General features: G+C 36.9%; 15 protein-coding genes, 2 tRNA genes and 1 rRNA gene. 17 read left to right on the top strand and 1 reads right to left on the bottom strand.

Annotated elements, in window-relative coordinates; translation table 11 throughout:
* Positions 1–168 precede the first annotated feature (168 nt).
* The 7 genes from rrf (at position 169) to AXF17_RS05340 (ending at position 4,841) form a co-directional block, all read left to right on the top strand.
* Positions 169–285: ribosomal RNA gene (gene rrf / locus AXF17_RS05310) — 5S ribosomal RNA — on the top strand.
* A 9-nt stretch (positions 286–294) separates the two neighbouring features.
* Positions 295–369: transfer RNA gene (locus AXF17_RS05315), tRNA-Glu, on the top strand.
* Positions 370–381: 12 nt separating this feature from the next.
* A tRNA-Leu gene (locus AXF17_RS05320) sits at positions 382–464 on the top strand.
* Positions 465–746: 282 nt separating this feature from the next.
* A complete protein-coding gene (locus AXF17_RS05325; RefSeq protein ID WP_094234127.1) occupies positions 747–1,664 on the top strand; it encodes a hypothetical protein in 918 nt (305 codons plus the stop codon).
* 76 nt (positions 1,665–1,740) lie between these two features.
* Positions 1,741–2,964, top strand: a complete 1,224-nt coding sequence (locus AXF17_RS05330) for a CpaF family protein (RefSeq protein ID WP_094234128.1) — start codon at positions 1,741–1,743, stop codon at positions 2,962–2,964.
* Positions 2,965–2,969: 5 nt separating this feature from the next.
* Entirely contained in the window at positions 2,970–3,839 is an 870-nt protein-coding gene (locus tag AXF17_RS05335) for a type II secretion system F family protein (protein ID WP_094234129.1), read from the top strand.
* 15 nt (positions 3,840–3,854) lie between these two features.
* Positions 3,855–4,841, top strand: a complete 987-nt coding sequence (locus tag AXF17_RS05340; protein WP_094234130.1) for a type II secretion system F family protein — start codon at positions 3,855–3,857, stop codon at positions 4,839–4,841.
* Between the two features lie 69 nt (positions 4,842–4,910).
* Here the strand turns inward: AXF17_RS05340 and AXF17_RS05345 are convergent, their stop codons facing one another.
* Positions 4,911–5,108, bottom strand: coding sequence for a hypothetical protein (locus AXF17_RS05345; RefSeq protein WP_094234131.1), 198 nt, complete (start codon positions 5,106–5,108; stop codon positions 4,911–4,913).
* Between the two features lie 285 nt (positions 5,109–5,393).
* Between AXF17_RS05345 and AXF17_RS05350 the strand changes: the two genes are divergently transcribed.
* The 10 genes from AXF17_RS05350 to AXF17_RS05395 all read left to right on the top strand — a co-directional run bounded on the left by AXF17_RS05350 (position 5,394) and on the right by AXF17_RS05395 (position 13,409).
* Positions 5,394–5,555, top strand: coding sequence for a Flp1 family type IVb pilin (locus tag AXF17_RS05350; RefSeq protein WP_094234132.1), 162 nt, complete (start codon positions 5,394–5,396; stop codon positions 5,553–5,555).
* Between the two features lie 52 nt (positions 5,556–5,607).
* Positions 5,608–5,913, top strand: coding sequence for a hypothetical protein (locus AXF17_RS09190; protein WP_169711324.1), 306 nt, complete (start codon positions 5,608–5,610; stop codon positions 5,911–5,913).
* Complete coding sequence (locus AXF17_RS05360) at positions 5,891–7,246, top strand: DUF5702 domain-containing protein (RefSeq protein ID WP_094234134.1); 1,356 nt, start codon at positions 5,891–5,893, stop codon at positions 7,244–7,246. Before AXF17_RS09190 ends, AXF17_RS05360 begins: the two co-directional genes overlap by 23 nt.
* On the top strand, positions 7,221–7,997 hold the full coding sequence (locus AXF17_RS05365) for a hypothetical protein (protein ID WP_157682579.1): 777 nt from the start codon (positions 7,221–7,223) through the stop codon (positions 7,995–7,997). Before AXF17_RS05360 ends, AXF17_RS05365 begins: the two co-directional genes overlap by 26 nt.
* 4 nt (positions 7,998–8,001) lie before the next feature.
* Complete coding sequence (locus tag AXF17_RS05370) at positions 8,002–8,529, top strand: hypothetical protein (protein WP_094234136.1); 528 nt, start codon at positions 8,002–8,004, stop codon at positions 8,527–8,529.
* Positions 8,530–8,836: 307 nt separating this feature from the next.
* A complete protein-coding gene (locus AXF17_RS05375; protein WP_094234137.1) occupies positions 8,837–9,388 on the top strand; it encodes a DUF3793 family protein in 552 nt (183 codons plus the stop codon).
* A gap of 15 nt (positions 9,389–9,403) precedes the next feature.
* A complete protein-coding gene (locus AXF17_RS05380; protein WP_094234138.1) occupies positions 9,404–9,682 on the top strand; it encodes a DUF2325 domain-containing protein in 279 nt (92 codons plus the stop codon).
* Between the two features lie 217 nt (positions 9,683–9,899).
* Positions 9,900–10,133 carry a preprotein translocase subunit SecG gene (gene secG, locus AXF17_RS05385; RefSeq protein ID WP_094234139.1) on the top strand — a complete coding sequence of 78 codons (234 nt, stop codon included), beginning with the start codon at positions 9,900–9,902 and terminating at the stop codon, positions 10,131–10,133.
* Positions 10,134–10,279: 146 nt separating this feature from the next.
* Complete coding sequence (locus AXF17_RS05390) at positions 10,280–12,298, top strand: sodium-translocating pyrophosphatase (RefSeq protein ID WP_094234140.1); 2,019 nt, start codon at positions 10,280–10,282, stop codon at positions 12,296–12,298.
* Positions 12,299–12,479: 181 nt separating this feature from the next.
* Positions 12,480–13,409, top strand: coding sequence for a phenylalanine--tRNA ligase subunit alpha (locus AXF17_RS05395; protein ID WP_237049007.1), 930 nt, complete (start codon positions 12,480–12,482; stop codon positions 13,407–13,409).
* The last annotated feature ends 16 nt before the right edge of the window (positions 13,410–13,425 follow it).

The raw sequence follows: 13,425 nt of genomic DNA on the forward strand, positions 1-13,425 counted from the left end.
CGGTAACGTATTCAGCTGACTGATACTAATAGGTCGAACACTTGACCAAATGGTTTAAAGCACAAGGTGGTTATTCAATTTTGAGGGTACAACTCTCAAAAGCGTGGAAGATGATGGAGACACATCTTACTACAACATATGAGTAGATTGCGAGAGCGATTTACAAAATCCGGTGACAATAGCAGAGAGGTTACACCTGTTCCCATCCCGAACACAGAAGTTAAGCTCTTTAGCGCTGAAGATACTTGGTGGGAAGCTGCCTGGGAAATTAGGACGTCGCCGGTTTTTTTATAAGGCCCCATGGTCAAGCGGTTAAGACATCGCCCTTTCACGGCGGTAACCCGGGTTCGATTCCCGGTGGGGTCACCACCAATTAAATATGCGCTTGTGGCGGAACTGGCAGACGCACCAGATTTAGGTTCTGGCGGGCGACCGTGGGGGTTCGAGTCCCTCCAAGCGCACCAATTAAGACCTGTAGTAACTACTGCAGGTCTTTTTTAAAATTTTTTGTTTTAAGGTATTCATTATTTCTTAAGTTTTTACTTAAGGCAATTTTAATTTCATGAGAGTGTGAAACTTTTCTGTCATTAGCCTTCTATTATTCATATACTAAACTTTCATTATTTTTTACGACATTCATCTGTATAAAGGTGTGCTGAAGGGGAATTTGTTACATGTTATTATCTCGTTGTAGGGATATTACAAATTCCTAACCACTCCAATTTTTACTTTTTTAGAGGTGATTGATGAGATTTCGTATTTTGTTAAGTGATAAAGAGTATCTTACGTCCTTTATTGAGATGTCTAGTAAGATTGATAAAAACCTTCTTATTGACTTAACCTTTGACGGTTTTCTTTATGAAGATGAACTTTTAATTACTGATATTGCAATTGACATTTTATCTCATCAATATCCCTCTATTAATAGCAACTCTATTTGTTTTCTCTCGTCTACTCAAGATGATGAAAATTTGACTACTGGTCCATTTAGATTATTTAAGTTCCAAAATTTCGATGACTTAATATCTAAAATCAAGTTATGTGGCTTTTCTCATTTTGGCGGGAACACATTAAGGGTTTCAAATAATTATAAAGTTGGCTTTGTGTTTGATAGTGATGTGTATTATTCAGATTTTGTTCTGCAGTTTGCAAAACAGGTGGTTTATAAACATGGTTTAAATGTACTTGTATTTCCACTTCAGTTTATATCTTCGAGCTATGGAGTAGATTACAGTAGCTACAATGATACTTACATTTTTAAAAAGCTAATTTATATGATTAACAAACAGGTGGATATTCCAATTGACTCATTTTTTTCTATAGATTCTCTTGGATTTTATCACTTTAAAAGTTCTCTAGTGCTCAATCCAATTGCAGCTATGGATGATACATCTTTTGATATGCTTATCCATTACATATCTGAACGTTTTTTTGATGTTATTTGTTTTGATATTGGCCGTTGTCTTAATAAACGCAATATCAATTTACTGCAAGAAATGAACAAAGTTATTGTACTTAGCCGTAATCATGTAGATCGTTCGTCGTCTTCAAGTTTAATGTCAGAGTTAGATCTTTTTAATTCGATTTATATTAATCCAGACAGTGATGGAAGTAAGCTTGAAATATCTATTAATGAGCTGATTGACGTTGTTATTAAATCGTAATTTTTAATAGTTACCTAATGTTGGAATACTCCATATAGTTTTACAGATTATTTATAAGAAGGACTTTAAATATTTTATGAAAGAAGTTGTTAAAAGACATTCGAAAGTTATTGAATCAATTACAAATAGCTTAAAAAGTATAATTTCTCATGTCGAAGATGATTTAACTGATCAGCAACTTCTTGAACTCGTTGAAAATACAGTTTTTGCAAGTGAGTATATTTCTGTAATTGAATATTGTGATATTGCTGAGCTAATTAAAGCAATTTTCCTCAGAGTTTCAAGTAAATATAGTATTTTATCTAACTATCTTGAGGACATACATATTAACGAGATTATGGCAAATGGAGCGTATCATATTTTCGTAGAGAAGAATAAGCAAATTATAGAGGTAGATAATGCATTTTATTCAGATGAGGAGTTAGAAGGGTTAATTAGAATGTTTGCATCAGATGTTCACCGTGAGATTAATGAAGCTAATCCTATCGTGGACGCACGACTTGAGAATGGATACAGAGTAAATGGGGTTTTAAAGAATGTTGCTCTAAATGGACCAATATTAACAATCAGAAAATTTGCAAATGATGATATTACGCTTGATGATCTTGTTAAAAACGGTACTATGCCTAGGGAGTGTTCCGAGTTTCTCTCCAAACTTGTTACTGCTAAATACAATGTTTTTATTAGTGGTGGAACATCGTCAGGGAAAACAACATTTTTAAATGCTTTATCTTCATCAATCAACTCAAACGAGCGAGTAATCATTATTGAAGATTCAGCTGAACTCAAGGTTAGTCAGATTGACAATATAGTTCATATGGAATGTCGAAATGCTAATTCAGTTGGAAAAGGCAGAGTGAGTATGGAGATGCTGATTAAGACTAGCCTCAGGATGCGGCCAGATAGAATTATTGTTGGAGAAGTTAGAGGACGGGAAGTTATTGATATGATACAGGCAATGTCAACTGGTCATGATGGCAGCATGTCTACTGGACATGGTAATTCTATAAAAGGAATGTTAAATCGACTTGAAACTATGTATCTCATGGACACCCAAATCCCAATTTATTCGATTAAAAGCCAAATTGCAAATGCTATAGATATATTCGTTCATTTGCGTAGAGATAGTGACGGGAAAAGACGTCTTATTGAAGTTGCAGAAATGGTAGGCTTCGATGGTGAAGATTATAAACTCAATTATATTTATTCTACTGATTCTGAAGGGAGGCTAATAGATACAGGTAATAAACTGATAAATCGTGGAAAACTAGTGCAAAACGGATTTGAGGAAGGTGTGTAATAGATTTGAGAAATGGTTTTTTACTTGGTGAAGAGTCTTCTAGGACTGTTACAAAGCTTGCTATAAATAATCACCATGAATTAGATAATGAAGATGGGTCTTATGCTAAAGATGAACACTCTGCAAATTCTGAAGTTAAATATGATGAGTATGCTATGGATAAAAGAGAAAAACAGTTAATATTTGTTGCTACATTTGTTACCGGCATGGTTTTATCTATTCTGCTATATCACAACATACTATTCAGTTTGGTGCTTTTATTATTCTATCTCAAGATAAAAAATATTTACGTGAAATTCATGCTATGCAGGAGGAAACGTGCACTTGCTGAGCAGTTTAAGGATTTTCTATTTATTTTATCGACATCAATTGGTGCAGGTAGAGGAATGCGTGATGCAATTGGTGAAGCTATACCTGGAATAGTTGGGATATATGGTGAAAATGCTCTTTTGAGCAAGGAATTAAAGAATATGCACAAGCGTATGAGTATTGGCAATGAAGAAGATGTGACTGTTTTAAATGATTTTGCTAAGCGCTCTGGTTCAGAGGATGTAGTTGATTTTACGATTATTTATTCAACATGTAAGACGACAGGTGCTAGTCTTGTAGATGCATTAAATAAAGCTGCAAGTGTAATAATAGATAAAATGACAATAGAGAATGAGATTAGAGCTATGGCGAATAGAAAAAAGAATGAGAGTATTATTCTTTTTGTGATGCCGTTTGTTGTAATACTATTCCTAAATCTTTTTTCTCCAGAATATATTGCACCACTTTACGAGAGCTATTCTGGACGAATCATCATGACTCTGGTTGTTGCAGCTGATTTATTTATATATTCGGTTATGCAGAAAATCACGGATGTTGATATATAGGTAGGTGAGGTATGAGTGAAAATTGATTTTAAAGAAATATTTGATAGCGAACTTAAGAAACAACTAGTTCAAATTTCAATTATCGCATTAATCTTCTTGGTAATTATTCTCATTAAACCATGTATGAGTGGGAAGTACATCATAGATGACAAAGGAAATGTAGTTGGGATAGTGCAGCGAGGTACTGATAACTTTGCACAGTATGATTTGATTGCCAATGTGCAGCGAGACAATAAGAGCATATCGCAAGATGTAAGACTAAGAAAAAATATATATGAAAATAACGACAAAGAAGCCTATGATTCATCACGCGATATTAAAGCAGAGATGAGTGCAAGTTTGGGAATTGCAGTAAGCAAGCTCGAAGAATCGCGTAGTAAAAAACTCGTATTACCATCAAAGCTAGATGATGGAAGCAGTGTTACCTGGAGTAAAAATAAAACGTCTAATAAGGATTGGATGATAATTCCAATGTTATACGTGCTAATTTGCTTAGCAGTGATAATGAATAAGCACGACAAGCTTCGGAAGGCTGAGGTAGATGAGCGTAAACAGATTCTTAAAGCTCTACCAAGGTTCACAAATCAGCTTTTACTAATGATGAACTCAGGCGTTATTCTAAGTGATGCTTTTCATAAGATTTGTTACGGATACTCGATGATACAGGAGGGTGCTCAAGGTGAATTAGAGCGTAATATAATTGCGATGACTGAGTCAGCAGAACTAACTAATAGAAGTATTCCATTATTGTTTTCTGAGTTGGCACAGAAGTATTCTGTAAAGGAGCTCATGCGAATATCAACTGTACTGCGTGAGAATGAGAAAAGAGGAAGTAATATTCAGGATAAACTAGAACGTGAGAGCACCTTTCTGTGGGACATTAGAAAAGTAATTGCAAAGGAGCAAGGAAAACTGATAGATACTAAAATGACTTATCCGTTAGGTCTTTTACTAGTTTTATTAATTGTTATAACTATGGCACCCGCGATGATGGCTATGTAATGAATTGCACGATAATAGTAAGGAGGTGATTGAAATGTAAGGAGTAGACAATGTATAGGTAAACGGAATCTAATCTAAGTTAAATTCCACATCGTCCTTAAGCATCTTGTAGATGACACGTACGAGCTTGCCAGAGATTTGACTATCCAGTAGCTCGATCTGGGCGGTAGATTGAGTAATCTGAATGGATAGAGATCTGTCGGCAGCGCCGATGGACTTCTGTGCCAGAGGCATAGTGATTAAGCTTGGCGATATCAATGCCAACATAAATCATTGAAAACGCCTCCTTTTATAAAGATTAGATACTGTCAGGTCAACCTTACGATTATCCTCGTAAACTTGATCGATATAAGTACTCGGAAAGCAAAGCCTTCGGCAACATACAACTAATAAATTTTTCAGATAATGTAGCGTCAATACACTCCAATTAAATAGTCAATGCTACAGAAAGAAAATAAAAAGTTCACAGTATCTGAATGTATTATGACACAGACAATAAAAATGGAAAGGAGAGTATGATTTAGCCTATGAGCTAATCATACAAGGAAAGAAATGAAAAATATTAAAAAACTATTTAAATCTAAAGCCGGAATGGAGCTTGTTCAGGTAGCTATTCTGATAGCTATTGCTATTGCACTCGGAATTATCTTCAAAACAGAAATTACATCTTTTGTAAACAAAACTTTCAAAGCCCTTAATGCGAGTAAATTCTAAAACTTATGCAAAGATTTTAGGGAACCTCTTTTCTAATAAGCGTGGTGAACAGATGGTAGAAGCGAGCATCGTTCTGCCAATCGTGATACTTGTAATAATGCTATTAATTCGTCTTTGTACCTTTTATTTAGAATGCCTTATTACTCAGACTAATATGCACCGCAAGATGTTGTCAAAATGGGATAGCACCAGCTCTCCCGTGGTTAAGACCATAAATGATTCTAGAGATATTAACTATGTTAATTTAGGTCTCGCGGAAGGGCTGATTAGAAAAACGATAGAGGTAAAAGGATTTGCAGTGTGTGAAGATAAGTTTGTGAGAGTTGGTGAGACCGTTGAAACAGTTGTTCAAGAGTAAAAGCGGATCGACGATTGTTATTCTATCGTTCGTATTCCTGGCTTTGATATCAATGATAATAATTGCAATTGGTATAGCTAGAAGCCGAACTGTTCAGAGCTGGGCAGAGGTTAACGGTAAACTTTGGGGCAAAGCTGTTCTTTCGGAATATGACAAGTATCTGTTGAGTGATTACGGAATAATGGCATTTCACGGCAATGATATAGATGTAGTAAAGAGACTAAATGCGTATTCAAAATACTCTTTTGAAGATAAACTTCGAGTTAGTGTTGGAACACCAAGTGCAAACTTAGATCAGTACCGTATGTCGGAATTAGAAAATTTTCGCAAAAGTATGCGAGAATCACTTCTGTATGAAAGTGCAAAGTCGGTACTTGGTGGTAACAATCGAACTGTTCGTAGTAACGCTAATAATATAAATAGTTCTGTAGATGAATCTGAAAGTACGAGTGTTGAGTCAGCAGACAAGAGTGCATATGGGAAAAGGATAATTGGAAACAAATACGTTATAGAAACTCTGCCATCGAAAGGTAAAAAGAACAATTCCAACATAAAAGGAATATCTTCAATGCTAAGTAATGATAATGCGTCTGAAAAATTAAGTTCAAAAGCTTTCGGGAAAGTCTCTGAAATGGCATTTGTAGTCAATAATTTCAATAGCCACCTTAAGACTTGTAGCGATAAAGAGACTTTTTTTGCTAATGAGTACGAGTATATTGTCATAGGAAATTTAGACGATAGTAAAAACTTTGAGAGCTGTAAAAGGAATATTTTTTTGATTAGAAATACACTTAATTTAACCGCATTATCTAAAGATCCTGAAAAGATGGAGTTAATTGCAGCTGTGTCAGAAGTAATATCTCCAGGTCCAGGTGCAATAGTAGTTCAAGGCATAATAATGGAAAGTTGGGCTGCTCTTGAAGCTCATGAAGATGTGAAAGCATTACTAGATAACAAACGAGTTCCTTTTATAAAAAAGAAAGGTGAGTGGAAGGTATCACTAGAAAGCGTACTTGGAGATGAAAAGTTCAGTGAAAAGATAGATGAGGAATCTAGAATAATAATGAACGAAAATTCTGAGCAACTGAAGGAAATGAGTAAGACTGAAAGCTTTGTTGAGAAGATGAACGGGCAAAACTACGAAGAATATCTCTTACTTATGATGCAAACAACCCCTAAAGACCTTAGAACACGGAGAATCATGGATCTAATTCAGATTAACATGAAGTATCGATACTATGATGATTTTAACTTCGATGAATATAACTGTGGGGTAAGATTCAATTTAAAAATAAATGGTAAATCATATGAAGTTAATGATTCATACAAGTAAAGAAATCAATAATAAAAGGGGAAGTTATATCGTTGAGGCAACATTGATTCTGCCGATTTTCATGATTGCTATTATGGTGATGAGTTCTATTATTTCGGCTTATAGCTGCATTGAGGACGCAAACTATATATCAGCTAATTATTTAAGAAGATCGGCAGCGCTTGCTTCAAAAATCAATATCCATAAATTAGTTCCTTATCAAATTAATAAGGAATTAAGCTCAAATCATTCTCAGGTTGATGGACTTATAATGAATTCAACAGCGTATAGAAAGCCGCTTCTGGGAATAGATGAAATCATATATATTGATGCAGACATGAGATTAAATACTAAAAATCCAATTGGCTTTAAGACAGAGGCAAAATACAGACTTAAAACAATAACACGTGCATATGTTGGGCGTGTGAGAGATAACACCCACATGACTGTTGATGATCTTACAGGGGAGGGTGATAAGGCTGTCTTTATTTTTCCGAAACATGGAGAGAAGTATCATAATCAAGGATGCACATATATACATTCTAAAGTAACATCAACTACGTTAACCCCGGGACTTAGAAAAGAATATGATCCATGTCCAGTGTGCAAGAGTAAAAGGGCGAAGCTTGGTGCTCATGTGTATTACTATCCTGTTGAAGGTGAATGCTACCATATGGCAGGTTGTAGGGTTATGGAGAGAAATTACGTGGAGATAACAAGGAAAATTGCAGAGAGACGCGGATATACACCGTGTTCAAAGTGTGGAGGTTAGTTAAGTGAAGAAAGACATTAGGCAAAGTATTACTGACTACAAGATGCCAAGATATATATGTGAGATTCTGTGTAATCATTATGCAAAAGCATTTCTAGATATGACAATTATATGTGAGAATGACACTTATATATTTTCATATAATAAAAAAAATAAGCAGCGCCTAGTATATCGCGAGCTTACAGAAATCGATAAGCTACAGCTAGTGCTAACGCTCATCATGATTAATGAGAATAATCGCCAAATGCTCATTGGTGCTGAAAGATATCTGATTGAGCCTGAACTTATTTATTCAGTGAGGAATAGGACAGACTATGGCAGTATAGGAATATTATTTTATCCAGACACGACAATGACACCGTTTAACATAAAGTTAATAAGATTTATAGATAAGATAGAAACAAAGAATAAGAAAAATGCTATAAGCTGTTTTGATCTAATTAAAGAGGAATTAGCTAAAAATGAAATGTATAGAGCAAGGAGTATTGCCGAAAAGCATCTTAATAGATTGCTTAATGAGAGAGCAGTTTGATAATCAAATGAGAGATGCAAAAGATATGCTGAGATAGTCGAAATGTATGCAATATATAGAACCTAAAGAACACTATAGATTTTGTATATTCATTAAGGTTTAATTTTGTAGAAATTAATAGAAATATATTTATTATGTCTTGACTTAAATACAAATAATATGGTATTTTATCAGTAGTTAAAAGACTCTAACTCAAGAGTCTTTTTTACGGTAAGAAAGTTAGATATATTTAACTAGCGTGTCAGATCGTACGCAAAGCAATGATAAAAGGTATTCACAATCAGCATAATTGTTTTAGGGGTAAGGAATGTTAGAGGACAAGATCATTCAGTTTTGTGCACCTACTTTAGCTAGGATTAAGATTGGTAGCATGTTTGGATACACCTACGCTTCACAAGAAGTCTTTAAAGAAGAACTTTGCACCATCAATAGAACACTCAACCGAAGAGGTGTAAATGTAGTTGTTCTACAGGATAATGGTAGGAGAGCACTACTCTATGTATTTAGACCAGAGATGCTAAAAAAACGTTTGACGGAATGCTGTGTTATGGAACTGATGCATGATTTCGGATATCAAAACTGTAATATGGCAAAGGCTCTACACCGGCTGAGAAATAGAATTTCGATGTGTGGTAGCTTCCCGCATGAAGTAGGTATATTTCTTGGATATCCTGTAGATGATGTTGCTGGTTTTATCAATCATTGTGGAAATAACTGCAAGGTTTGCGGTCAGTGGAAAGTATACGGGGATGTCGAGTACGCCAAGAATCTTTTTGCAAAATACAAACGCTGTGAGAGGATTTATATGAAGAGGTTTAAGCAAAACGGTGATATCGCAAAGTTAACTGTTTGTGCATAATTGGGAGGATGGATCATGAGTATTGTCATAGTAGGCGGAAATGAGTGTATGGAGTGTCAATATAAGGAGATTTGCAAAAAACACGGATGCAAAGCCAAGGTATTCACTAAAGAACGTGGCAATGTAGGCAAGAAGATGGGCTGTCCAGATTTACTAGTGATGTTTACTAACACGGTGTCGCATAAGATGATGAACACTGCTGTTGCAGAGGCGAAGCGTAAAAATGTTGAGGTTGCGTGGGTTCACTCGAGCAGTGCTTCAGCCCTTAAAACGCTACTTGCGCAGTATGTGTAGGTTATAGATAGTTCAACTTTATACTATTAATGAAATAGGGGCCTTATTTATAAAATAGGGTCTCGATTTTATTTGGTAAATCGTATATCTTAAAGTACTGATTGTATAGAATTTCAAGCGGTAGAGGGATTTCAATATGTTGACTTTGTATACTCTGCATGTTAAACTAATGTAGTTTAAAAAGAGGTTATTAATTAGAATTTATGTGGAGGAGATTATGCACACCGCACTTATGGTTGTTTTACTCGTGACAAGTGTGATTCTTATACTAAGCGTTCTTCTGCAGTCCAGTAAGAGTGATGGGCTTTCAGGCTCAATCGCTGGAGGTGCAGAACAGCTTTTTGGAAAGAAGAAGAGCAACGGTTATGATGCAATTCTCGCTAAGATTACGATAGTTGTATCAGCTATTTATATCGTTGTTGCATTAGTCATCGTAGCAATTTTCAACTAGTATTTATTTTGAAATACAGTAAATTATTAAATTGTTTATGTTGATATACAGAGGTAAAAAGAAATGCCTCTGTATATCTTTAATATATTTATTTTATATTTTAAGGAATTTGAGAATATTGTTTTCATGTTTCAAGGAGGTTTATTATGGCGATTAAGTGGATGGTTCCTGCTGCGGCTCTAATCGGTCTGCTTGTAGCTTTCGCACTTGCTTCTTGGGTAGGCAAGGCGCCGGAAGGTACTGACAGAATGAAGGAAATATCCGGCTACATCAGAGAGGGTGCGTTTGCATTCCTAAAGAGGGAGTACAAGACGATGATTATCGTAATCGTTGCTCTATTTGTACTTATCGGATTTGCAATCAATTGGACATCAGCAATCCTCTATGTTTGTGGAGCTCTTCTATCCGTACTTGCAGGGTTCTTCGGTATGAACGTTGCTACAAAGGGTAACGTAAGAACTGCAAACGCTGCTATGGAGTCTGGTATGCCAAAGGCTCTTAAGATTGCATTCAGAAGTGGTGCGGTAATGGGACTTTGCGTTGCTGGTCTAGGTCTTTTAGGTCTAGGAATTGTGGTTGTTACTCTCGACCTTGCATCAATCATGCAGTGTATCACTAGCTTCGGTTTAGGAGCTTCTTCAATGGCCCTATTCGGACGTGTAGGCGGTGGTATTTATACTAAGGCTGCTGACGTTGGCGCTGACCTTGTAGGTAAGGTTGAGGCAGGTATTCCAGAGGATGACCCTAGAAACCCAGCTGTTATTGCTGACAATGTAGGAGATAACGTAGGTGATGTTGCTGGAATGGGTTCTGACCTATTTGAGTCATACGTTGGTTCTGTCATCTCTGCTGTTACTCTTGCTGCTGTTGCTGTTGATGCTTCTGGTGCAACTGGAACATTTACTGAGGCAACTGCTGCGATATTCCCACTGCTAATTGCTGCAGTTGGTATCGTTGCATCTGTTATTGGTGTAATGTGTGTAAGAGGGAGTGCAAATGTTAACCCTGCTAAGTCGCTTAACGTTGGTACATATGTGAGCAGTGCGATTGTAATAATCGGATCTCTCATGCTAAGCAACAAGCTTCTTGGATCTTTGACATATGCATATGCGATTATCGCAGGTCTACTAGTAGGTGTTATAATAGGAGCTATTACTGAGGTATATACTTCAGATTCTTACAGATTTGTAAAGAAGATTGCTGAACAGTCACAGACTGGTTCTGCAACTACAATTATCAGCGGATTTGGTGTTGGAATGAGCTCAACACTATGGCCAATCGTATTTATTTCAGTTGGTATCATCGTTGCATACAAGTTTGCAGGATTATACGGTATCGCTCTTGCTGCTGTAGGTATGCTATCTACAACAGGTATGACAGTTGCTGTAGACGCTTACGGTCCAGTTTCTGATAATGCTGGCGGTATCGCAGAGATGTCAGAGCTACCAGAAAGCGTAAGAGAGATTACAGATACTCTTGACTCTGTAGGTAACACAACTGCTGCTATCGGAAAAGGATTCGCTATCGGATCTGCTGCACTTACAGCACTTGCGCTATTTGCATCATTTGCTGTTTCTGCTAAGCTAAGCCAGATCAGCTTGCTTGATCCGCTAGTAATCGTTGGACTATTTATCGGAGCTATGCTTCCATTCCTATTCTCGGCTATGACTATGAACTCTGTAGGAAAAGCTGCTAACGAGATGATCGAAGAGGTAAGACGTCAGTTCCGTGAGAATAAGGGAATCATGGAAGGAAATGCTAAACCTGACTATGCTAGATGCGTACACATCTCAACAGGTGCTGCTCTTCACGAGATGATTGCTCCTGGCCTACTTGCTATCGTAGCACCTCTCGTTATTGGTCTGCTACTAGGCACTGAGGCTCTTGGTGGAATGCTTGCTGGATCACTTGCATCTGGTGTTCTGCTAGCTATCATGATGTCTAATGCTGGTGGTGCTTGGGATAATGCTAAGAAGTATGTTGAAAGCGGAGCATACGGTGGAAAGGGAAGCGATACTCATAAGGCTACAGTTGTTGGTGATACAGTAGGTGACCCGTTCAAGGATACTTCTGGGCCATCAATAAACATCCTTATCAAGCTGATGACAATTGTTTCACTTGTATTTGCACCTGTATTCGTGCAGTTTGGCGGAATTCTGTTTTAAGAAATAGATTAAGAGCAATCATAAGAATTTAGGACATGTGCTTATGCGCATGTCCTTTTCTATTGAAAATACTTAATTTAATGCGAAATCAGCCGCTGGTATTGTTGAATAAAACAACAAAAAATGATAGAATGTTTGGGTATATTTATAAGATAGCATGCTTACAAGGAGGGCTTAAGTTATGCATAACAGATTAGAAGAAATCCGTGAAAAAGGACTTTTGAGCATTGCAAATGCCGAAACTGTCGAAACACTACAGGATGTTCGTAGAGAGCTTACAGGTAAGAAGGGTGCACTGACTGATGTACTTAAGAATCTGGGAAAGCTAGAACCTGAGATGAGAAAATCTGTTGGGATGAAGGCAAATGAGATTAAGAATTTCTTTGCAGAAAAGATTAGTGAGAGGGAGGAACAGCTAGTTGCTTCTAAGTCAGCTGTCGATGAGAAAATTGACCTCACTTTACCTGGTACACCAATCAAGAGTGGTGCGCTTCATCCAATTACTCAGATGTGCTATGATCTCAACGACGCCTTTCTCTCCTTGGGCTTTGAGATATTTAGCGAGAATGACATCAGCAGCGAGAAGTATGCTTTTGATAACTTGAATTTCCCGGCAGATCATCCTGCTAGACAGATGATGGACACATACTGGATTGAGGGTACAGAGGATAAGAGCGGTACTGAAAGACTCTGTCTTAGACCTCATCTTACTGGTGCATCTGTTAGACGTCTGCTTGAAGTTGGAGCACCTACTAGATTTGTATATCCAGGTCGTGTATACAGAAATGAGAATACCGATGCTAGACATGAGAGAGCATTCTTCCAATATGAGGCTCTTATTGTAGATAAGGATCTATCTTTCGCATCAGGTAAAGTAATGATAGAGACTATCCTTGAAAAGGTATTCGGAAGAAAGATCAATGTGCGTATGCGTGAGGGCTTCTTTCCGTTCACTGAGCCAGGATATGAAATCGATATGGAATGCCTAGTTTGCGGTGGTAAGGGCTGCAGAGTATGCAATCAGAACGGCTGGATTGAGGTTATGCCTGGTGGTGTAATTCATCCGAATGTACTTAGAGCTGCTAACCTTGACCCTGATGTATGGACTTGATTCTACACTAATACCT

The organism is Mogibacterium pumilum (assembly GCF_002243385.1).
Classification (GTDB): Bacteria; Bacillota; Clostridia; order Peptostreptococcales; family Anaerovoracaceae; genus Mogibacterium; species Mogibacterium pumilum.

Excerpts from the sequence above, each read along its gene's own strand:
- AXF17_RS05380 (WP_094234138.1), top strand. The coding sequence starts at position 9,404 with ATGAGTATTGTCATAGTAGGCGGAAATGAGTGTATGGAGTGTCAATAT.
- AXF17_RS05375 (WP_094234137.1), top strand. The coding sequence starts at position 8,837 with ATGTTAGAGGACAAGATCATTCAGTTTTGTGCACCTACTTTAGCTAGG.
- AXF17_RS09190 (WP_169711324.1), top strand. The coding sequence starts at position 5,608 with ATGGTAGAAGCGAGCATCGTTCTGCCAATCGTGATACTTGTAATAATG.
- AXF17_RS05365 (WP_157682579.1), top strand. The coding sequence starts at position 7,221 with ATGAAGTTAATGATTCATACAAGTAAAGAAATCAATAATAAAAGGGGA.
- secG (WP_094234139.1), top strand. The coding sequence starts at position 9,900 with ATGCACACCGCACTTATGGTTGTTTTACTCGTGACAAGTGTGATTCTT.
- AXF17_RS05330 (WP_094234128.1), top strand. The coding sequence starts at position 1,741 with ATGAAAGAAGTTGTTAAAAGACATTCGAAAGTTATTGAATCAATTACA.
- AXF17_RS05395 (WP_237049007.1), top strand. The coding sequence starts at position 12,480 with ATGCATAACAGATTAGAAGAAATCCGTGAAAAAGGACTTTTGAGCATT.
- AXF17_RS05345 (WP_094234131.1), bottom strand. The coding sequence starts at position 5,108 with ATGTTGGCATTGATATCGCCAAGCTTAATCACTATGCCTCTGGCACAG.
- AXF17_RS05325 (WP_094234127.1), top strand. The coding sequence starts at position 747 with ATGAGATTTCGTATTTTGTTAAGTGATAAAGAGTATCTTACGTCCTTT.
- AXF17_RS05390 (WP_094234140.1), top strand. The coding sequence starts at position 10,280 with ATGGCGATTAAGTGGATGGTTCCTGCTGCGGCTCTAATCGGTCTGCTT.
- AXF17_RS05350 (WP_094234132.1), top strand. The coding sequence starts at position 5,394 with ATGAAAAATATTAAAAAACTATTTAAATCTAAAGCCGGAATGGAGCTT.